Origin of the sequence: Roseovarius sp. MMSF_3350, assembly GCF_030733425.1 — a bacterium.
GTDB lineage: Bacteria > Pseudomonadota > Alphaproteobacteria > Rhodobacterales > Rhodobacteraceae > Roseovarius.
Genome location: NZ_JASHIZ010000024.1, coordinates 53,803 through 72,952, shown reverse-complemented (window position 1 = coordinate 72,952; position 19,150 = coordinate 53,803). Strand labels below are relative to the sequence as shown.

At 65.4% G+C, this 19,150-nt stretch carries 19 protein-coding genes; 10 read left to right on the top strand and 9 right to left on the bottom strand.

Annotation, left to right across the window (positions count from 1 at the left end):
• Nucleotides 1–251: 251 nt before the first annotated feature.
• Entirely contained in the window at nt 252–860 is a 609-nt protein-coding gene (locus tag RBB31_RS18550; protein WP_306130750.1) for a flavin reductase family protein, read from the bottom strand.
• 95 nt (nt 861–955) lie between these two features.
• Between RBB31_RS18550 and RBB31_RS18545 the strand changes: the two genes are divergently transcribed.
• Together RBB31_RS18545 and RBB31_RS18540 are read left to right on the top strand one after the other, a co-directional pair.
• Nucleotides 956–1,441 carry a GNAT family N-acetyltransferase gene (locus RBB31_RS18545; protein ID WP_306130746.1) on the top strand — a complete coding sequence of 162 codons (486 nt, stop codon included), beginning with the start codon at nt 956–958 and terminating at the stop codon, nt 1,439–1,441.
• A 31-nt stretch (nt 1,442–1,472) separates the two neighbouring features.
• Complete coding sequence (locus RBB31_RS18540; RefSeq protein WP_306130745.1) at nt 1,473–2,261, top strand: EcsC family protein; 789 nt, start codon at nt 1,473–1,475, stop codon at nt 2,259–2,261.
• A gap of 51 nt (nt 2,262–2,312) precedes the next feature.
• Here the strand turns inward: RBB31_RS18540 and ptsP are convergent, their stop codons facing one another.
• From ptsP to RBB31_RS18515, 5 genes are all read right to left on the bottom strand, one after another.
• Nucleotides 2,313–4,565 (bottom strand): phosphoenolpyruvate--protein phosphotransferase, encoded by a 2,253-nt coding sequence (gene ptsP, locus RBB31_RS18535; RefSeq protein WP_306130744.1) that lies wholly within the window; start codon nt 4,563–4,565, stop codon nt 2,313–2,315.
• A gap of 195 nt (nt 4,566–4,760) precedes the next feature.
• Complete coding sequence (locus RBB31_RS18530) at nt 4,761–5,999, bottom strand: aspartate kinase (protein WP_306130743.1); 1,239 nt, start codon at nt 5,997–5,999, stop codon at nt 4,761–4,763.
• Between the two features lie 140 nt (nt 6,000–6,139).
• Complete coding sequence (locus RBB31_RS18525; RefSeq protein WP_306130742.1) at nt 6,140–6,784, bottom strand: SDR family NAD(P)-dependent oxidoreductase; 645 nt, start codon at nt 6,782–6,784, stop codon at nt 6,140–6,142.
• Between the two features lie 63 nt (nt 6,785–6,847).
• On the bottom strand, nt 6,848–7,297 hold the full coding sequence (locus RBB31_RS18520) for a DUF1178 family protein (protein WP_306130741.1): 450 nt from the start codon (nt 7,295–7,297) through the stop codon (nt 6,848–6,850).
• Between the two features lie 79 nt (nt 7,298–7,376).
• Entirely contained in the window at nt 7,377–7,847 is a 471-nt protein-coding gene (locus tag RBB31_RS18515; protein WP_306130740.1) for an NUDIX hydrolase, read from the bottom strand.
• Between the two features lie 198 nt (nt 7,848–8,045).
• Between RBB31_RS18515 and modA the strand changes: the two genes are divergently transcribed.
• From modA to RBB31_RS18485, 6 genes are all read left to right on the top strand, one after another.
• Nucleotides 8,046–8,807, top strand: coding sequence for a molybdate ABC transporter substrate-binding protein (modA, locus tag RBB31_RS18510; protein WP_306130739.1), 762 nt, complete (start codon nt 8,046–8,048; stop codon nt 8,805–8,807).
• Nucleotides 8,804–9,508 (top strand): molybdate ABC transporter permease subunit, encoded by a 705-nt coding sequence (gene modB, locus RBB31_RS18505; protein WP_371931346.1) that lies wholly within the window; start codon nt 8,804–8,806, stop codon nt 9,506–9,508. The genes modA and modB overlap by 4 nt, the downstream gene beginning before the upstream one ends.
• Nucleotides 9,505–10,599 (top strand): molybdenum ABC transporter ATP-binding protein, encoded by a 1,095-nt coding sequence (gene modC / locus RBB31_RS18500; protein ID WP_306130738.1) that lies wholly within the window; start codon nt 9,505–9,507, stop codon nt 10,597–10,599. Before modB ends, modC begins: the two co-directional genes overlap by 4 nt.
• Nucleotides 10,600–10,700: 101 nt before the next feature.
• The gene (locus RBB31_RS18495) at nt 10,701–10,868 is read left to right on the top strand and encodes a hypothetical protein (RefSeq protein WP_306130737.1); all 168 of its coding nucleotides are present in this window, start codon (nt 10,701–10,703) and stop codon (nt 10,866–10,868) included.
• Between the two features lie 20 nt (nt 10,869–10,888).
• The gene (locus tag RBB31_RS18490) at nt 10,889–11,041 is read left to right on the top strand and encodes a hemin uptake protein HemP (RefSeq protein WP_306130748.1); all 153 of its coding nucleotides are present in this window, start codon (nt 10,889–10,891) and stop codon (nt 11,039–11,041) included.
• A gap of 176 nt (nt 11,042–11,217) precedes the next feature.
• Nucleotides 11,218–12,882, top strand: coding sequence for an iron ABC transporter permease (locus RBB31_RS18485; RefSeq protein ID WP_306130736.1), 1,665 nt, complete (start codon nt 11,218–11,220; stop codon nt 12,880–12,882).
• 231 nt (nt 12,883–13,113) lie between these two features.
• Here RBB31_RS18485 and RBB31_RS18480 read toward each other — a convergent pair whose 3' ends face one another.
• Complete coding sequence (locus RBB31_RS18480) at nt 13,114–14,460, bottom strand: NAD(P)/FAD-dependent oxidoreductase (RefSeq protein WP_306130735.1); 1,347 nt, start codon at nt 14,458–14,460, stop codon at nt 13,114–13,116.
• 166 nt (nt 14,461–14,626) lie between these two features.
• Between RBB31_RS18480 and RBB31_RS18475 the strand changes: the two genes are divergently transcribed.
• Nucleotides 14,627–15,898 (top strand): ABC transporter substrate-binding protein, encoded by a 1,272-nt coding sequence (locus RBB31_RS18475; protein ID WP_306130734.1) that lies wholly within the window; start codon nt 14,627–14,629, stop codon nt 15,896–15,898.
• A 180-nt stretch (nt 15,899–16,078) separates the two neighbouring features.
• Here the strand turns inward: RBB31_RS18475 and RBB31_RS18470 are convergent, their stop codons facing one another.
• Nucleotides 16,079–16,807: a FadR/GntR family transcriptional regulator gene (locus tag RBB31_RS18470; RefSeq protein ID WP_306130733.1), complete on the bottom strand. Its 729-nt coding sequence runs from the start codon at nt 16,805–16,807 to the stop codon at nt 16,079–16,081.
• A 94-nt stretch (nt 16,808–16,901) separates the two neighbouring features.
• Between RBB31_RS18470 and RBB31_RS18465 the strand changes: the two genes are divergently transcribed.
• Nucleotides 16,902–17,384 (top strand): thioesterase family protein, encoded by a 483-nt coding sequence (locus tag RBB31_RS18465; RefSeq protein WP_306130732.1) that lies wholly within the window; start codon nt 16,902–16,904, stop codon nt 17,382–17,384.
• 188 nt (nt 17,385–17,572) lie between these two features.
• Here RBB31_RS18465 and gatB read toward each other — a convergent pair whose 3' ends face one another.
• On the bottom strand, nt 17,573–19,084 hold the full coding sequence (gatB, locus tag RBB31_RS18460) for an Asp-tRNA(Asn)/Glu-tRNA(Gln) amidotransferase subunit GatB (protein ID WP_306130731.1): 1,512 nt from the start codon (nt 19,082–19,084) through the stop codon (nt 17,573–17,575).
• Nucleotides 19,085–19,150: the final 66 nt, after the last annotated feature.

The following is a 19,150-nucleotide window of genomic DNA, read 5'->3' as shown; positions in this document are numbered from 1 at the left end:
CACCCTACGCAATCCCGGACTTGATCCGGGATCTCCTTGTCATCACCGTCCCGGGTCAAGCGCGGGACGGCGCCCGCGTTCTCGACCTGAGCGCGGACTCAAGGCCGAAGGCCGCCGCGCCATCGCTGCCCACCAAGGGGGCGGCGATTGGTTTGCCCGTGTTTCGCCGATCTAAGCTCATACGGACTTGGCAAAGATAAAGTGCTCCTGAGCGGTTGTAGTCTCGCCACCCCGGGGGGCAGCGATGCGGCTCAGCTTTCGCCGGGACGCGCGATGGCGAATCTCTCGCGCACCACGGTGTAATCCTTGTAGCCCATCCGCGCCAGCGGGTTGAAGCTGAGCACGTCGAAGATGCCGTCCTTCAGGCAATCGTCGCGCATGTAGACGCCCGTGACCTCTCCGAACACCACCTTGTTGGCCTCGCCCGGCAGGTCGACGATTTGCGTCAGCTTGCACTCCAGCGCGGCAGGGGCGGCGGCCACGCGGGAGCAGGGGATGGATTCGCAGGCCACACGCTCGATTCCGGCGTCGGTGAATTCGTCGGTGTCCATGGGCCAGGGGCCGGAGGTCCGGTTCATCACGTCGCGCATGGCGTATTCCACGATGTTCACGCAAAACACGCCGGTGTCGCGGATATTGGCCACACTGTCCTTGGTATCGCCACGGTCGGGTTTGGCCGAGGTGGAGGCGAACATGACCTGCGGCGGCACGTAGGCCACGGCGTTGAAGAACGAATAGGGCGCGAGGTTTTCCGACCCGTCGCTGCCGCGGGTGGAAATCCAGCCGATGGGGCGGGGTGCCACGATGGCGTTGAACGGGTTGTGCGGCAGGCCGTGGCCGTTTTCGGGGCGGTAGAACATGGGCGTCTTTCGGGGCAGGTTGCGATTGCGTTTGGACATAGGCCTACCTGCGTGCTAGGCGACGATCCACCTGTTTTTCGAAGGATAAAGCGCCTGTGTACGACCTGGCTCCGGAAAGACGCGAGGATTGGTGGGATGTCGAGGCGCTTTATGACCTGTGCTTTGCGCCCGGGCGCGAGGCGCTGTCGTCCTACCGGCTGCGCGAGGGCGTGGCACCGGTGGCGGCGCTGTGTCAGGTCGCGCGGGATGCAGACGGCATCCTGGCCGGTGCGATCCGGGTCTGGCCGGTGCGGATCGGCAAGGTGCGCGCGTTGCTGGTGGGGCCCATCGCGGTGCACCCGACGCGGCAGGGCGAGGGGCTGGGCGGGTACCTTATTCGCGAGGCGCTGAAGATCGGGCAGGAGGCCGGCTGGGACCGGGCGATGCTGGTGGGCGATGCGCCCTATTACGCGCGGTTCGGCTTTGCCCGGCTCGACAAGGTGAAGATGCCGCCGCCCACCAACCCGGAGCGGGTCCTGGGCCTCGCGCTGACCCCCGGCGCCTGGGACGGGATTGCCGGCAAAGTCTTGCGCGACGCTTGAAAAAACGGCCCCGGTGCCCGATCTTTTGACCATGGGTAAGAAAACCTACTCCGAGATCCTGCCGGCGGCGATCGATGCGACCGCGGTGGAGGCGCGCCTGAAGGCATTGGCCCTGCGGCACAGGCGGGCCGGGAACGTCGGCATCCAGTTGCTGAACATGGTCGGCGGACAGGCCGAAGGGCTGTTGTCGCGCCTGCCGGCGCCGGTGCGCTCGCGGCTGGACGACAGCACCGAGCGGGCGCTGCGCATGGCAATGGACACCGCGCACCGGTCGCGGGGATATTTTCCGGACAGTCCCGGCTGGCTGAGCCGCGCGATGACCACGGCGATGGGCGCCGCGGGCGGTGCGGGTGGGCTGCCCACGGCGCTTGCAGAGCTTCCGGTTACCACGACGGTCCTGTTGCGCGCGATCCAGGACGTTGCAGCGGAATACGGCTTCGACCCGGACGAGCCGGGCGTGCAATACGACTGCATCAAGGTCTTTGCCGCGGCCGGCCCGCTGGACCATGACGATGGCAGCGATCTTGCGTTTCTCAGCACGCGGGTGGCAGTGACCGGCAAGGCGGTGCAGGCGCTGGTGGCGCGGGTCGCGCCGCGTCTGGCCACGGTGCTGGGCCAGAAGCTGGCGGCGCAGACGGTGCCCGTGCTCGGTGCCGCGGCGGGCGCGGCCACGAATTACGCGTTCACCAGCTATTACCAGCAAATGGCGCATGTGCATTTCGGTCTGCGCCGGCTGGCCATTGAAGCCGACCGCGATCATGCCGAACTGCTGGAGGATTTCCGCGCGCTGGTGGAGCTTCCGACCGTCAAGCGTGCCTGAACGCCGCGGCCGGGCCCGGGCCCGAGAAAATTCGTACGAATTTTCTGGGGTTCAGAGCTTGCCCTTGAGATAATCCATCACCGCCGGGCGCACGGATTGGTCGCCCGCGTTGCGCACGGCGTCGATCACCGCGTAAAGCTCGCCAAGGTCGATGCGGCGCAGGATGGATTTCACCGGTCCGATGGAGGCCGGACGCATCGACAGGCTGCGCAGGCCGATGGCGGCAAGGCAGGCGGCCTCGACCGGGCGGCCGGCATCCTCGCCGCAGAAACTGAGCGGCGTGTCGTGCGCCTCGCAGCGTTTCACGATGGATTCGATGAAGCTGAGGAAGCTGACATTGAGCGTGTCGTAACGCCGCCTCACCAGCTCGTTCTCGCGGTCGGCGGCGAAAAAGAACTGCTTGAGGTCGTTGCCGCCGATCGAAAGGAAATCGACCTCCTTGTAGAAGGAGTCCGGCGCGAAGGCCAGCGACGGCGTTTCCAGCATGGCGCCGACCTCGATCTCGGAAGGCAGGGGGTGGCCGAGGATACGCTCGCGGTCCAGTGCCTTGTTCATCTCGGCATTGGCGGCGGAAAACTCCTCGCGCTGGGCGACGAAGGGGAACATCACCGACAACGGCCGCCCCTTGGCGGCGCGGACGAGCGCCTGAAGCTGCATCCGCATCACGCCGGGCTTGTCGAGCGCCACGCGCACCGCGCGCCATCCGAGCGCGGGGTTGGGCTCGTCCACAACCTTCATGTAGGGCAGGACCTTGTCGGAACCGATGTCGAGCGTGCGGAAGCAGACGCGCTTGCCTTTCGCGGCGTCCATCACGTGGGCGTAAAGCTCGCTCAGTTCCGACCGGCGGGGCATGTGGGCGCGGACGAGGAACTGAAGCTCGGTCCGGAAAAGGCCCACGCCCTCGGCGCCGGAGCCTTCGAGGCTGGGCAGATCGGCCATGAGACCGGCGTTCATTTGCAGCGACAGGCGGGTTCCGCAGAGTGTCTCGGCGGGCTTGTCACGAATCGAGGCGTAGCGTTCCTGTGCCTGCGCCTGCATCGCCATCTTGTCGCGGAAGGCGGTGACGACGTTGTCGTCCGGGCGCAGGTGGACGATGCCCTGGTCGCCGTCGACCATGACGAAATCGCCGTTCAGCGCCTCGTTGGTGATGCGGCTGGCGTGGATTACGAGCGGGATGGCGAGCGCCCGGGCGACGATGGCGGCGTGGGAGCCGACCGAACCTTCCTCGAGGACGATGCCGCGCAGTTTGCGGCCATAGTCCAGGAGTTCGCCGGGGCCGATATTGCGGGCGATCAGGATCGGGTCGTCGGGCATTTCGGCGCCGGTTTCCGAGCCTTGGCCGGTGAGGATGCGCAACAGGCGGTTGCTGAGGTCGTCGAGGTCGTGGAGCCGGTCGCGCAGGTAGGGGTCGGTGACCTGGGTCATCCGGGCACGGGTGGTGGATTGTTCCTTTTCCACCGCCGCCTCGGCCGAGAGGCCGCGGGCGATGTCCTCTTCCATCCGCTTCATCCAGCCCTTGGAGTTGGCGAACATGCGGTAGGCTTCGAGCACCTGCAACTGGTCCTTGTCGCCGGTGGCCGCGGTCGACAGCATGCGGTCGACGCCCACGCGCAACGCGTCCACGGCCTCTTCGAGCCGTTCCAGTTCGCGGTTGGGGTCTTCGGCGATGGGGTTGGTGACCACGACGCGCGGCTCGTGCAGCCAGACATGGCCCTGCGCCGCGCCTTCCTGCGCGATGCCGCCGCGGAAGAGCACCGGCTGCTGGTGACGGGCCGACATCGCCGCGCCCTCGCCGACGAAGGCGCCCAGCTCGGCCATCTCGGCGATGACCATGGCGACGACCTCGACCGCATAAAGCTCCTCGTCCGAGTATTCGCGGGCCTGCTTGGACTGGACCACCAGCACGCCCAGGGTTTCGCCAAGCCGCTGGATCGGCACGCCCATGAACGAGCAATAGGCCTCTTCGCCGGTTTCGGGCATGTAGCGAAAGCCGTGTGCGGCGGGCGCGTTGTCGGTGTTAACGACCTTGCCGGTGCGGGCCACGCGGCCCACCAGGCCTTCGCCCAGTTTCATGCGGGTCTGGTGGACGGCGGCGCGCTTGAGACCCTCGGTGGCGCAGAGCTCTAGGGTATTCTCGTCGCGGAAGAGGTAGATCGAGCATACCTCGGTGCGCATCTCCTCGGCGATGAGCGTGGTGATCGCGTCGAGCCGGGCCTGGCCGGCCGCATCTTCGGCCATGAGCGCCCGCAGGCGCGAGAGCATCTGGCGGCTGTCCGTCTCGATCTGATCGCCGGAAGGTGACATGGCGTTCGGAAGCCTTTCAGTTCAGCCGGGGCTGGCATGGAGCCGGACCGTTTAAATCACAGGTGTCGGTCGATGTGAAAGAACAATGTTCGGCATCACGTATGGATTGCTGAAATTAGAGCAGTACATGCCTGGGTTGCGCTTTTTGACGAGGCACCGGGCGGGCGCCGTCGGCGGTCGTGCGCGAAGCGGGCGTCAGGTGGTCTTGTGCAGTTCGAACGCGTCGTGCAGCGATTGCACGGCCAGTTCCATGTACTTGCGGTCGATCAGCACCGAGATCTTGATCTCGGAGGTCGAGATGACCTTGATGTTGATCCCTTCGTCGCGCAGCGTCTGGAACATCCTGGCGGCGACGCCCGACTGGCTGCGCATGCCGATGCCCACGGCCGAAACCTTGGCCACGTTGGTGTCGGCGACGAGGTCGTGATAGTTGACCTCGCCCCGTTCCTTGGCGCCCTGAAGCGCCTTTTCGGCGCGGGCCACCTGGTTGGTGGGGCACGAGAAGGTCATGTCGGTGCGGCCTTCCTCGGAAATGTTCTGGATGATCATGTCCACGTTGACGCCGGCATCCGACAGGGGCCCGAAGATTGCGGCGGCGATGCCGGGGCGGTCAGCCACCGAGATGAGGGTCATCTTCGCCTCGTCGCGGGAGTAGGCGATGCCGTTGACCACGTTTGATTCCATGATGTCCTCCTCGGCGCAGACCAGGGTTCCTGCGTCGTCCGATTGTTCCTCGAAACTTGATAGCACGCGCAAGCGCACGTTGTAGCGCATCGCCAGCTCGACCGAGCGGGTCTGCAAAACCTTGGCCCCGAGCGAGGCCAGTTCCAGCATTTCCTCGAAGGCGATGCGGTCGAGCTTGCGCGCCTTGTCGGTGATGCGCGGGTCGGTGGTGTAGACACCGTCGACATCCGTATAGATGTCGCAGCGCTCGGCCCCGAAGGCGGCGGCGAAGGCCACCGCCGTGGTATCCGAGCCGCCCCGGCCCAGCGTGGTGATCCGGCCCTCGGGACTGACGCCCTGGAATCCGGCGACCACGGCGACCTGCATGCCTTCGCCGAACTTGGCGTTGATATTGTCGGTCGGGATTTCCTCGATCCGGGCGGCGGAGTGGGACGAGTTCGTTCTTAGCGGCACTTGCCAGCCCTGCCAGCTGCGCGCCGGGATGTCCATTTCCTGCAAGGTCAGCGCCATGAGGCCGGCGGTCACGGCCTCGCCCGAACTGACGACGGCATCGTATTCGCGGGCATCGTAAAGCGGCGAGATCTCGTCGACCCAGCCGACAAGTTCGTTGGTGCGCCCGGCCATGGCCGAGACGATGACGATCACGTCATAGCCCTTGGCCACCTCGACGCCGACGCGTTTTGCCGCCCGGCGGATGCGGTCGATATTGGCCACCGAAGTGCCGCCGAATTTCATCACGAGCAGGGGCATGGCTGCGTCCTTGGGTCAGATCGCAGGTGCTTTACGCGGGTGCGCGGAGAAGGGCAAGAGCCGAGCGTGGGCCGGGCGTTGCACAGAAAATTCGTACGAATTTTCTGTGCCATTTTCTTCGGCGAAGAAAATCGCGCGGCTCAGAACGGGTGGTCTTGGCCGTCCCAGGTTTTGAAACAGCCGGTGGTGTCCAGATCAAGCGCATCGAAGCGGTCCATCAGGCCTGCGGCGGCCTCGCCCACCGAGATATCGGCGCTGTCGCCGCCCATGTCGGTGCGCACCCAGCCGGGATGGTAGATGCCGACCGCAACTCCCAGCGGGGCGAGATCCCTGGCGAGGTTGCGCCCGAGATTCAGCGCGGCGGCCTTGGAGGCGCGGTAGATATAGCTGCCGCCGGGAGCGCGTTCGTGGCTGGCCATCTGGCTGGAGATTATGGCGATTTTGCCCGTCCCGGCGGCTTGCAGGCATGGCAGGAGGGTCTGCACCGTCAGGAACACGCCGGTCACGTTGGCGGAAAAACTGTCGGCCCACATCTTGGCCGGGTAGCCGTCGGGCAGGTTCTCGCCCTTGTCGAGATAGACGCCGGCATTGCAGACAAGCAGGTCCACCGGCGTGCCGTCAAGCCGGGCGGCAAAGCCGCGATGGCTGGCCGGATCGGTGACGTCGAGGGTATGGTCCGCCTCCGGATCGCGGGAGGTGCCCGTGACCGTGTCGCCGCGGGCGGCATAGCCTTTGGCGAGGGCGGCGCCGATGCCGCGGTTGGCGCCAGTGATCACGACATGCATGGGATGTCCCCCTTGTGGATTGCGAAAACGCTCACTTCAGGTGTTCCATCCCGGGGCGGGATGTCAATTCGATTTGCGCCCCGGCACGAAGGGCAGAGGCAGCACCGGCACGCCGTCCTCGATCAGCTTTCGGGCCTCGTCGGGTTTCGCCTCGCCGTGGATGGCGCGTCCAGGCGTCAGGCCGTCATGCATGTCGCGGGCCTGGGCCGCGAATTCGAGGCCGACATATTCGGAATTCGCCTCGACCTGTTTCTTGAGCGCCGCGATGGCGCGGGCACGCGGATCGGATGGCGCCGCGAGGCGCGGCTGGCCGCTGGCGGGCGCGGCGCGATCGGGACGGGTTTCGCGGCTGGCGCGGACGCTGGGGGCCATAAGCGCCTTGGTCACGGATGTCGTGCCGCAGACGGCGCAGGAGACCATGCCGGCAGCGTCGAGCTTGTCGAACGCCTCGGTCGACTGGAACCAGCTTTCGAACTGGTGGTCCTGATTGCATTTGAGGGTGAACTTTATCACCGGGCTGCTCCGAATTGAAACCACCGCCATAGATAGGCGCAATGCGGGAAAAATCAAGCAGAACGGGGGATTGGCGTGATCAGAGCCGGCGCGGGTCGAAGGTTTTCAGAAGGTGCGCAAGCTCGGGCTCGCCAACGCGCTTGGCCGCCTTCCTGAGGCTCATCCACCGGCGCTTGCGCTGGCCCGCTTCGGGGAACTCGTCGGCCAGGGCATCGACCTTGACGGGGTAGACCATGACGACGCAGGGCAACCTGTCGGACACGCCCACGCCCTTGGAATAGGAGAACAGCGCAAGGCACGTGCCGGTGACCTTGCCGCGGACACCGGCCTCTTCCCAGGCTTCGCGCAGGGCGCTCTGGCCGGGTGTCTTGCCTTCCATCGGCCAGCCCTTGGGAATGATCCAGCGCCCGGTGCGCCGCGACGTGATCATCAGCACCTGAGGCTTGCCGCCTTTCATGCGGTAGCAGAGCGCGCCGAACTGGCTGCGCACGTCGCGCTTGTCGGTGATCGCAAGCGTGAGAGGATACTGGTCCTTGCCCTGCAAGCTCATCCGGGTTTGTTCCCTGCGATCCTGTTCAGCTCGGCGTGTATATACGTAGTATAAACAAGATTGTCGCAGATTGATATGAAATTTCCATGATGCCGGGTGGAAATCGAACCGGCTGTGGTGTCGGGGCCGAAGGCGGCGGGTGCGCCATGCGGCAGGGCAGGTCTTGTGTCACCTTCTGAAGTACAAGATACTCGCGCCATGATACGGATTTTTGGCCTTTTGACAATCATTTGCGCGGCGATCGCCACCAGCTTGCCTGCCCGGTCCGAGGGGCCGGTGACGATCTTTGCCGCCGCGTCGTTGCGCGGGGCGTTGGAGGCTGCTCTGGAGGGGTCGGGGACGGAAGCGCGCATTTCCTATGGCGGGTCGGGGGCGATGGCGCGGCAAGTGGCGCAGGGCGCGCCGGCGGACCTGGTGATACTGGCCAATGCGGCGTGGATGGACTGGCTGGAGGAGCGCGGTCAGCTTGCGGATTCGACGCGCGGGGACCTTCTGGGCAACCAACTGGTGCTGGTTGGGCCGCGGGAGGCACCGGCGCTGGAGGACCTGACCCCGGCGGGGCTGGTGGACCGGCTGGACGGGGGGCGCCTGGCCGTGGGCCATACCGAGGCGGTTCCGGCGGGGATTTACGCGCGGCAGTGGATGCAAGCGGCCGGCCTGTGGGAAGCACTGCGCCCGCAGCTTGCCGAGACGGAGAATGTCCGCGCCGCGCTGGCGCTGGTGTCGCGGGGCGAAGCGCCGCTGGGCGTGGTCTATGCCAGTGATGCCGAGGCCGATCCGGGGGTGCGGGTCCTGAGCCGGATCGACCCCGGGCTGCACGAACCGATCGTCTATCCTGCCGCGTTGGTCGCAGGGCGCGACAGCGACGCGGCACGGGCGATTCTGACGCATCTGAAGTCCGAGCAGGCCGGGAAAGCGTTCGTCGCCAGCGGATTTACCCTCGCAGGGGATCCATCGTGAGCCTGGGGCTCAGCGAAGTCGAATGGGCTGCGCTGACCCTCTCGCTGAAAGTGTCGGCCTGGGCGGTGGTGATCAGTCTGCCGCCGGCCATCGCAGTGGCCTGGGTGCTGGCCCGCAAGCGGTTTCCCGGCAAGGCGTTGCTGAGCGCGCTGGTGCATCTGCCGCTGGTCCTGCCGCCGGTGGTCACCGGCTACCTGCTGCTTCTGACGTTCGGGATGAACGGCGTGCTGGGCCGGTTGCTGGCGGACTGGGGCATCGTGCTGGCCTTTCGCTGGACCGGGGCGGCCCTGGCGGCCGGGATCATGGGCTTTCCGCTGATGGTGCGGGCGATCCGGCTGGCGATCGAGGCGGTGGACCCGAAACTGGAGGACGCGGCCGAGACGCTGGGCGCGGGGCGGGCGGCCCGGTTTCGCACCGTGACGCTGCCGCTGATCGCGCCCGGTATCCTGGCGGGCGTGGTGCTGGGATTCGCCAAGGCGATGGGCGAGTTCGGCGCGACCATCACGTTCGTCGCGAACATCCCGGGCGAAACCCAGACGTTGCCGTCGGCGATATACGCCTTCCTGCAAGTGCCGGGCGGTGAGGACAGCGCGGTCCGGCTGGTGATCCTTGCGATCATCGTGGCACTGGGCGCGGTGCTGATGTCTGAATGGCTTGCGCGGCGGCTGGCCCGGCGGATCGGGCAGGAACCGCCGCGATGAGTTTGGGTGTAGAGGTCCGCCATAGGTTTCCGGGGCTGGACCTGGACGTGGCGTTCGCGGCGGGGCCGGGGGTGACGGCGCTGTTCGGTCCCTCGGGCGCCGGCAAGTCGAGTGTGGTCAACGCCATAGCCGGATTGCTGCGGCCGGACGGTGGCCGGATCGCGCTGGGGGACAGCGTGGTGTTCGACGCGGACCGGGGCGTGCATGTGCCTGCGGCGCAGCGGCGGATCGGCTATGTGTTCCAGGATGGGCGGTTGTTTCCGCACATGACCGTCGCCGCCAATATCGGCTATGGTGCGCGCTTTGCGAAAGGCGGGCTCGACAGGGCGGAGATGGGGCGCGTCGTGGAATTGCTGGGGTTGGAGGCGTTGCTGGAGCGTCGGCCCAACACGCTGTCGGGCGGCGAGAAGCAGCGGGTGGCGCTGGCGCGGGCCTGGCTGTCGCGGCCGCGGCTGTTGCTGATGGACGAACCGTTGGCGGCGCTGGACGAGCCGCGCAAGGACGAGATTTTTCCCTATCTGGAGCGGCTGCGCGACGTGGCGCAGGTGCCGATCGTGTATGTTTCGCACAACCTGGCCGAGGTGGCGCGGCTGGCCGATGAACTGGTGGTGATGCAACGCGGGCAGGTGGTCTTGTCGGGCCGGGCCGAGGCGGTGCTGAGCGACCCCAAGGCGTTGCCGCTGGTGGGCGTGCGCGAGGCGGGTGCGATCCTGCCCGCGCAGGTGGCGGAACAGGGCGCGGACGGGCTGAGCCGGCTGACCCTGTCGGGGGGCGAATTGCTGTTGCCCGGGGTGTCGGCGCCCGAAGGCAGCACGATTCGGCTGCGGGTGCTGGCACAGGACGTGCTGTTGTCGCGGGCAGCACCTGAGGGGCTGTCGTCGCACAACGTGCTGCCGGTCGAAGTGGTGGCGCTGCATCGGGGGATGGGCCCCGGAGTGGCAGTGCAGTTGCGGGCGGGCCGGGACGTGTTTCTTGCACGCATCACGCAGCGTGCGGCGACCGAACTGCGGATCGCCCCCGGAATGACATGCTTTGCGATCCTGAATGCGACCGCGATTCCGCGCGGCAGCATCGGCGGTGCGGCTGGCTGAAATCCGCCCGTTGACATTTCTGACTAATTCAATCAGAAATTAGGCAAGCCAGCCAGCTAGGTCAGCCATCCACTTAAAATCGCAACCAATGGAGCGCGATCATGCATGTGATGCCTCACCCCGAACAGGCTGGCCGAGACCCGCGGCACGGAATGTTGCCGGACGCCCGATCCTTTCACCTTCTGGAGGCCGCGATGACGAGCGGTCTGTGTCTTGACCTGATGCTGGAACGGCTGCTTCACTCCGCCGCCGGGGAGGCCGGGGCATGATCCGGGCGCAGACAAAGGAAATGCCGCAGCTCGTACCGGCAAGCGATACGGGCGAGACCCTGCATGATGCACGCGAGCTTACGCGCGGGCAATCGACCGCGCATATCACGCTGGATGGCAAGGTCTACACCTTGCGAATCACGCGGGCGGGCAAGTTGATCCTGACGAAGTGAGGCTGCGTCCGCCGTAGACGGGAGATCCCGGGCCGGGCCCGGGATGGCGGGGCGCTGACGGCCCCGTCCGGCCCACTGGACCCTGGCCGGGCAAACCGTTTTGGTCAGGTTTTTGCTGGCAAGTCGTGGCCGGATGTGGCAGCGAAGGGCGGTCATTTCCACAAGGGACCCGCCGGATGTCGGAAAGCCTGTTGCATCGCATGGCCTGGATCGTCGTCGCATTGTGCGTGGCGCCGATTGCCGCGTCGGCGCTGGCGGCATTTACCGGCGACCTGGATACGTGGCGCAACGTTCTGTCCAGCGTTCTGCCGCGTTATACGATAACGACACTGATCCTGGTGGTCGTGGTGGGGGTATCGACGGCCGTGATCGGGTCGGTCACCGCGTGGCTGGTGACGGTCTATCGCTTTCCGGGGCATCGCTGGCTGGAGATCGCGCTGGCGCTGCCGCTGGCCTTTCCGGCCTATGTGCTGGCCTATGCCTATACCTATCTGCTGGATCATCCCGGGCCGGTGCAGACGCTTCTGCGTGATGTGACGGGATGGGGGCCGCGCGATTACTGGTTTCCCGAGATCCGGAGCCTGGGCGGGGCCGCGCTGATGCTGATCATCGTGCTTTATCCATATGTCTACCTGCTGGCGCGGGCCTCGTTCCGGCAGCAATCGTCGAACGCGTTTCTGGTGGCGCGTACTTTGGGGCGCTCGCCAATGAAGGCCTTCTGGCGCGTAGCATTGCCCATGGCGCGGCCGGCCATTGCGGGCGGTGCGCTGCTGGCGGTGATGGAGACGATCGCGGATTACGGCACGGTGGCCTTCTTCAACGTGCAGACCTTCGCCACCGGGATCTACCAGGCGTGGTTCAGCCTTGGTGACAGGCCTGCGGCGGCGCAATTGTCGCTGTGCCTGCTGATGTTCGCGCTGCTGGTGGCCGGGCTGGAACGGGCGCAGCGGGGGCGCGCCCAGACGGCGGGACGCGGGGCGCGATTCGACACCCTGGAGAAGCCGCGGCTGACCGGCGGCGCGGGGTGGATAGCGGCACTGATCTGTCTCGTGCCGGTGTTGCTGGGCTTCATCGTGCCGGTGATCATGCTGGGGACGATGGCCGTGGGCTCGGGACAGAACCTGTTCGCGTCGCGCTATATCGGCTTCATGCAGAACTCGGTGATGCTGGCCTCGGTGGCGGCGGTCCTGACGGTGATGGGCGCGATCCTGATCGGGTTCCGCGCCCGGACGCGGCCCACAAAGGGCAGCAAGGCGCTGGTGGTGGGCGCGGGGCTGGGATACGCGGTGCCGGGGGGCGTCATCGCGGTGGGCCTGATGGTGCCGATGGCCGCGCTCGACAACCTGATCGACCGGGTGATGGAAGCCAATTTCGGCATCGACACAGGCCTGCTGATCACCGGGTCGATCTGGTTGATGGTGCTGGCCTATATGACGCGGTTCATGGCCGCCGCATTGAATGCCTATGACAGTGGCATGGCGACGGTGCCGGGGCATTTCGATGCCATCGGGCGGTCGCTGGGGCAGTCGGGGCCGAAGCTGCTCATGCGGGTGCATCTGCCGGTGGCGCGGTCCTCGGTGCTGACGGCGCTGTTGATCGTGTTCGTGGACGTGATGAAGGAATTGCCGGCGACGCTGATCCTGCATCCGTTCAACTTTCAGACGCTGGCGGTGCAGGCGCACCGGCTGGCCGCCGACGAGCGGCTGCACGAGGCGGCGGTGCCGTCGCTGGTGCTGGTGGCGTTCGGACTGTTGCCGGTGATCGTGCTGTGCCGCTCGATCGGGCGCGACGAGCCGGGGCGGCGGGCGGCACGGCTGGGGGCTGCGGTGAAGGCGGGGTAGAGCGGTTTCGCCGCGGCCTGCGCCCGCGTCGACCGGGGCGAGAGGCGCTGCCTCTCGCGCTCTCCGGGATATTTCCGGCCAGAGGAAAAGTTGTGGCGCAGATCGCGCCGGCCCGCGGTGTGGCGGGCCGGCGCGCAATCAGAGCGTTTCCGGGAACCATCGAACCGTTTTTCGCTGCCTTTCCAAACGCAAAAAGCGATGCATGTTTCGGACTGACGGAAACGATTCCGGTCAGTTGGTTTGCAGGTAGCTTTCCAGGCTGTCGTCCAACGCCTCTTTCCACGAGGTGTGGTGCGCGGGCGCCTGCTTGTTCGTCATGGGCGAGACATAGCCGTGGTCGCGGAAGGTCATGATGTCCTTCTTCTTGTGCTTCTTCCAGGCATAGAACTGCTGGCAGGCCATCTCGACATCGAAGCCGGGATAGTCGGTTTCGGACATCAGCTCCTCGGTATAGTCGCCCTGGTAGCGGATGCAGGCGTAATCGTCCTCGAGCGCGTCCTCGTCAGCCTGGCGCTTTTTCCAGTCGGCTTCCATCGTGGCGGTATCGGGCAGGGCGATGCGGCCCATGATGCAGTCGCGGACCCACCAGGCCTGGGCGTCGAACATGTTGAAGGTGAACCACTGATCCTGCATGCCGAGGTAGAACATCCTGGGATTGTTGATCCAGACGACGCCCTTGTAGAGGTCGTCGGAGGCCAGGCGGTTCGCCGTCTTGAGGCGCAGGTCGTCGGGCAGGAACGGGAAGTGGTGCTTGTAGCCGGTGCACAGGATGATGGCGTCCACCTCGCGGGTGTGGCCGTCGGAGAAATGGGCGGTCTTGCCGTCGACCTTTTCCAGGGCGGGAACCTCGTCCCAGTTGTCGGGCCAGCCATAGCCCATGGGGCCCGAGCGATAGCACGAGGTGATCGAGTTGGCGCCGTATTTCCAGCATTGCGAGCCGATATCCTCGGCCGAGTAGGACGCGCCCATGATCAGGATGTCCTTGCCCTCGAACTCGCGCGCGTCGCGGAAATCGTGCGCGTGCAGGATGCGGCCGTTGAACGTGTCGAAACCGGGGTAATGCGGCACGTTCGGGGTGGAGAAGTGGCCGGTGGCGACGATGACGTGATCGTAATCCTCCGTGGATTCGGTGTCGGTCTTCGAGTCGCGGGCGGTCACCGTGAATTTCTCGGTCTTGTCGTCGTAGCGCACGTCGCGGACCACGTTGTTGAAACGGATCCAGTCGCGCACGCCGGCCTTTTTCACGCGGCCTTCGATATAGTCGAACAGAACGGCCCGGGGCGGGTAGCTGGCGATTTCCTTGCCGAAATGTTCGTCAAACGTGTAGTCGGCGAATTCCAGACCCTCCTTGGGGCCGTTGGACCACAGGTAGCGGTACATGGAGCCGTGGCAGGGTTCGCCATCCTCGGCGACGCCGGTGCGCCAGGTGTAGTTCCACAGGCCGCCCCAGTCGCTTTGCTTTTCGTAGCACACGACCTCGGGGATCTCGGCGTCCTTGTCGGCGGCGGACTGGAACGCGCGCAATTGCGCCAGCCCGGACGGTCCTGCGCCGATTACGGCAACTCTTTTCTTGGCCATTTTTTCGTATCTCCCTAGATTGGTGTGAACCAATTATTGACTTTGGTTCTTTTGGTTCCTTTTACTAAGCCAAAGACTGGACCAGTCTGTCAAGGATTCCTTAAGGGAGCGCGCGGTGGCTGCGGAAACTTCAAGTTTTGCTCAGAGATTGGCCCTTTCGGGGGTGATGCCGCGCCTGTCGGTGGGCATGGCGCGGACGGTGGATATCGGGTTTCTGGCGCCGTTGTCGGGGCAGGCGGAAAGCTGGGGGTTGCCCGGATTGCAAGGCTGCCGAATCTGGGAGCGGTGGCTGAACACCGCCGGCGGCGTTCTGATCGGGGGGCGGCGTTATCCGATCCGCATTCACGCATATGACAGTGGAGAAAGTGTTGACGCGGCGCGCGAGGGGGCGCAGGCGCTGCTGCGCGAGCATGACATCAAGCTGATGATGATGCTGGGCGGAGACGCGTATCGCGCCGTGGGCCAGAGCCTGATGGACAAGCGGATCCTGACCTCGACCCTGCTGCCGTCGGACCTGTCGCCGGATGCGCCCTATCTGATCGCGCCGTCGGAGGTGCACCCGGTTTACGTCGTCACGGGGGTGGAGTGGCTGACGCGGGCACGACCCGAACTGCGGACCGTGGCGCTGTGTGCGCAGCAGGACGGGATGGGCCTGCCGTCGCTGGCCACGTACCGCGCGGCGTTCAAGGCGGCGGGCATCGAGATCGTGCACGAGGTGCAGTACCACGCCGAGGGTGCTCCGGCGGAGAACGTGGTGGGGCCGATGCTGGCCGCAAAGCCGGACATCCTGTGTTGGTGCACGAGTTATACGCCGATGGTGCACGCGTTGACGGAATGCGCCCATGCCCATGGGTTCAAAGGACAAATCCTGTCTTGCACCTGCGATCACTACGACCGGCTGGTCGAGCGGCTGGGGGCAGAGTTCATGGAGGGGCTGGTGTTCCAGTTTCCCGATTTCGACGATCCGGCGCTGAGCGAAAAGGCGTTCTTCTTCAATCAGCCGAATGCGTTTTACGAAGAATACAACGCGCTTTATCCCGACAGCTGGACGGCCGTGAGCTGGGAGTACGCGGCGATCCTGGATATCTGGCATGCCGCCGTCGAGAAGGCCGACAGTGTGGCGCCGGCCAGCGTGCTGGCGGCGATGAAACAGCTGGGCGAGGTGACCCACGCCTTTGGCCCCGCCGAGTGGTGGGGTGCGGAGGTGTTCGGGATCGACAACGCGTTGGTGGGGGACTGGCCGGTGGTGCGGATCGAGGAGGGGCGGGCCCGGGTCGTGGGGTTCGGGTCCGTGCCGGGATGGCTGCGGCGGCACGAGGATCTGCTGCGGGCCGAGATGCGGGACCTGGGGCAGATGTGGCAGCAGCGGTTGTCTTATGACCGGGTGCTGGCGCTGGGGGCGCGAGTGGTGCAGGACGAAGACGCGACTCAAAGGTAAATGTTTGGGATAAGCCGATATCCGCATCGGTATCGCGTCGGTATGTCCGACTGTATTGCGTCGGTGCGTTGTTGCGTCCCCAGGGTGTGAACAGGGCGTGCGGCGCAAAAGTCTTTTGAAGACTTTTGCCAAGACTTTTTTGAAAAGTCTTGGCCCTGCATTAACCGGGGGGAAGACGCGTCAATCGTCTTGCAGAAGCAGTTTCTGTTCCTCGACGAGGTGCAGCTTGATGAACTCCACCGCCTGGCCCACGTCGCGCGAGGCGATGGCGTTGTAGAGGGTGTTGTAGCGTTTCTGGTACTCCTGCATCCGACGCGGCGTGAGGGCGCGGCGGCGCAGGCGGGTGCGATAGCTTTCGTGGTAGGTGTCGCGCGCGAGCCGGTAGCACGATGCCAGAAGGGCGTTGCCCGTGCCTTCGGCGATCTGCATGTAGAGCTGTTCTTCGAGCGCGATGAAGGCGTCGACATCGGTGGTCACCGTCTCGATCCGCGACAGGGTTTCCGACAGCGCGGTGAGCATCCGCGGGGTCATGTTCACGACCGCCAGGCGGACGATCTCCGGCTCGAGGATGCCGCGCACCACGAGATGGTCGAGGGGGCTGGTCTCGCTGGCGACGGAATCGGGCGAGGGGGCGGACTGGGGCATGGAGCGGTAGGTGACGAAGCTGCCGGCGCCGGGGCGGCGGCGGATGACGTCCTGGCCTTCGAGCACGTCGAGCGCCTCGCGCACGGTGTTGCGCGCCACACCCAGTTCGGCGGCCAGCGTGCGTTCCGAGGGCAGGCGGGTGTCGCGGGGATATTCCTCGGACTTGATGCGCGCGAAGAGCGTGTCGACGACGATCTGCACGGTGGCGCCGACCGGGTGGGCGAGGCGCAGTTCGGGGGCGGTGTCTTCGGCGTGTGTGCTCATCGGACCAGACCAATTTCGGTGTAACTGGTATAAATTGGTCTGGTGGGCGCGTAAAGCGTGGTCATGCCCGCCGCCCGCGTGATATGCGGGGTGCATGAGCGAACCTGCACCTTTCCTGTCCAGTTTCCAGACCGTCGAGGCGGATTGGATCGATTATAACGGGCATATGAACATGGGCTATTACACCGTTCTGTTCGACCGCGCCGCGGATGAGGCCTATGCCGAGATCGGTTTCGGGCCGGACTATCGGGCCGCCAGCGGTTGCACCACCTATACGGCGGAGTTCCATGTCCGCTATCTGCGCGAGTTGAAGCTGGGCGACCGGGTGCAGGCTTCGTTTCGCATTCTCGACCATGACGAGAAGCGGTTTCACAGCTTTCAGGAACTGATGCGCGAGGATGGCGCGCTGGTGGCCACGGGCGAGGGGATCGCGCTGCATGTCGATCAGTCGGGACCCAAGGTGGTGCCGATGCCGGATGAGCTTTTGTCGCGGTTGCGCAAGGTGGCCGAGGCCCATGCAAATCTGCCGCGCCCCGAGGCGGCGGGACGCGGGATGGGGTTGCGGCGCCGCGGCTAGGGTCAGCTATCGGAGGCGAGGCCCTTGGCGAGGAAAGCTTCGTGGCATTCGTTCACAGAAAAGCACATGGTGACCGACGGCTTTATCGGAATGTCTCGGGCGCGAGCTTGCGGTGATGTGGTGGCGGGCCCAGAAAATTCGTGCGAATTTTCTGGGCTTGAGAATTTTCGTACGAAAATTCTCGGGCGTCAGAGGCCGAGTTTTTGGGCGACGATATCGTTGACGGCCTTGGGGTTGGCCTTGCCGCCCGTGGCCTTCATCACCTGGCCGACGAACCAGCCGGCGAGCTTGGGATTTTGCTTGGCCTTTTCGACCTGCGCGGGGTTGTCGGCAATTATCTGGTCCACCGCCGTTTCGATGGCGCCGGTGTCGGTGACCTGTTTCATGCCGCGCTCTTCGACGATCTGGGCGGGGTCGCCGCCCTCGGTATAGACGATCTCGAACAAGTCCTTGGCGATCTTGCCGGAGATGGCGTCGGAGGCGATGAGATCGACGATGCCGCCCAGTTGCGCGGGGGAAACGGGGCTGTCGGTGATGTCGTGGCCGTCCTTCTTCAGGCGGCCGAAAAGTTCGTTGATGACCCAGTTGGCGGTCAGCTTGCCGTCGCGGCCCGCGGCGGCTTCCTCGAAGAAGGCGGCGTTTTCGTGCTCGGCGGTCAGGACGTTGGCGTCATATTCGGAAAGACCGAAATCCTTGACGAAGCGGGACTTTTTCTCGTCCGGCAGTTCGGGCAGGGACGCGGCGATGTCGTCGATCCAGCCCTGTTCGATCTCCAGCGGCAGGAGGTCCGGGTCGGGGAAGTAGCGGTAATCATGCGCCTCTTCCTTGGAGCGCATCGAGCGGGTTTCGTTCTTGTCCGGGTCGTAGAGGCGGGTTTCCTGATCGACGTTGCCGCCACCCTCGACGATGGCGATCTGGCGGCGCGCCTCGTACTCGATGGCCATCTGGATGAAGCGCATGGAGTTCATGTTCTTGATCTCGCAGCGGGTGCCCAGGTGCGAGAAATCCCCCGTTTCACGGTATTTCTCGTAGGCGCCGGGCTGGCAGATGGAGACGTTGACGTCCGCCCTCAAGTTGCCGTTCTGCATGTTGCCGTCGCAGGTCCCCAGGTAGCGCAGGATCTGGCGCAGCTTGCCCACATAGGCGGCGGCCTCCTCGGGGCCGCGGATATCGGGGCGGCTGACGATCTCCATGAGGCACACGCCGGTGCGGTTGAGGTCGACGAAGGACATGGCGGGGTCCATGTCGTGAATCGACTTGCCCGCGTCCTGTTCCATGTGGATGCGTTCGATCCGCACGAGGCGGGCGATGCCGGGCTCCATGTCCACGAGGATTTCGCCCTCGCCCACCAGCGGCTCGTAAAGCTGGGAAATCTGGTAGCCCTGCGGCAGGTCGGGGTAGAAGTAGTTCTTGCGGTCGAAGGCGGATTTGAGGTTGATCTGCGCCTTGAGGCCGAGGCCCGTGCGCACCGCCTGTTCGACGCAGAATTCGTTGATCACGGGCAGCATGCCGGGCATGGCGGCGTCGACGAAGGCGACGTTGGAATTGGGCTCGGCGCCGAACTTGGTGGAGGCGCCGGAGAAGAGCTTGGCGTTCGAGGCCACCTGCGCGTGGACCTCCATCCCGATGACGAGTTCCCAGTCCTGTTTCGCCCCGGCGATCACCTTGGGTTTCGGGGTCTCATAGGTCAGGTCCAGCATGGGTTGCGCGCTCCGTTCAAGGTATCAGCGCGGTTCTAGGCCAGAGCGGGCGCGCGGGCAAGGGCG